Source organism: Methylophaga sp. UBA4204, assembly GCF_002379485.1.
In the GTDB taxonomy this organism is placed as follows: domain Bacteria; phylum Pseudomonadota; class Gammaproteobacteria; order Nitrosococcales; family Methylophagaceae; genus Methylophaga.
On sequence record NZ_DFTU01000037.1, the window covers coordinates 95,024 to 95,838 of the forward strand.

The 815-nt window shown below is 44.8% G+C and carries 1 protein-coding gene and 1 pseudogene; one reads left to right on the forward strand and one right to left on the reverse strand.

Translation table 11 applies throughout. The features are described from left to right. Window positions 1-261: pseudogene (locus B3182_RS05540) on the forward strand (23S rRNA (guanine(2445)-N(2))/(guanine(2069)-N(7))-methyltransferase); the annotation flags it as partial. Here B3182_RS05540 and B3182_RS05545 read toward each other — a convergent pair. Further along, window positions 253-815: ParA family protein (locus B3182_RS05545; RefSeq protein ID WP_292751891.1), on the reverse strand; the 563-nt coding region annotated here is incomplete at its 5' end. The pseudogene B3182_RS05540 and the gene B3182_RS05545 sit on opposite strands and share 9 nt — an antisense overlap.

An 815-nucleotide genomic window follows, 5' to 3' on the forward strand; every position in this document is an offset into this window, starting at 1 on the left:
CCACCGACCTTTTCCAACTCCAACAAAATGGAAGGGGTGTTTGATATACAGCGTGACTATATCGATATGCTGCATAAAGTCGCCGGCATGTTAAATCCGGGAGGTGAAATTTTCTTTTCCACCAACCGACGTGACTTCAAACTGGATGCGTCAGCGTTGCAAGGGCTAAATATAAAAGACATTAGTAAGGCAACCTTGCCAACTGATTTTGAAAGAAATTCAAAAATCCATTATTGCTGGCGTATACAAAAATCAGCTTGAACTATCGAGCGTGGCTTTAATTTCCTGCCACAATGCTTCGTAGGCTTTATTCACAGTCGAGTTGGCTGCAAAAGCCGCTAAAGGCGCTCTGACATCGCCCATTTTTTCCACTACGGCGGCATAGGGAATGGCTGTTTGCAAACCATGTTTCAGCATCTTGGGTGGATGGGCCAGCATGACGCGATGCAGACTCCGACGGCGATCTGCCATGGTGAAAAAGGGGTGAAGACGTTTGGGCTTAAGATTATTTTCTTTGAAAAAGTCTCGTGTCTGTTCAAAGGTACGCATCGACAAATGGCTGGGAATAATCGGTACATAGATCACATCAGCCGCAGCGAACATCTGTTCAGTCAGTTCAGAAAAACTGGGCGGACAATCGAGCACAATTAGCGAGTAGCTTTCGCCAAACGGGGCTAAAAGCTTGGCCAGTTGATTTTTTTTATCACCGGCTTTTGCCAGATCCAAATCCATTTGCCGGAATGAAAAATCGGCAGGAATAATATCCAGAGAAGGATAATCGGTACTTTTAACTAATTCACTGATAGGCGTTTTAC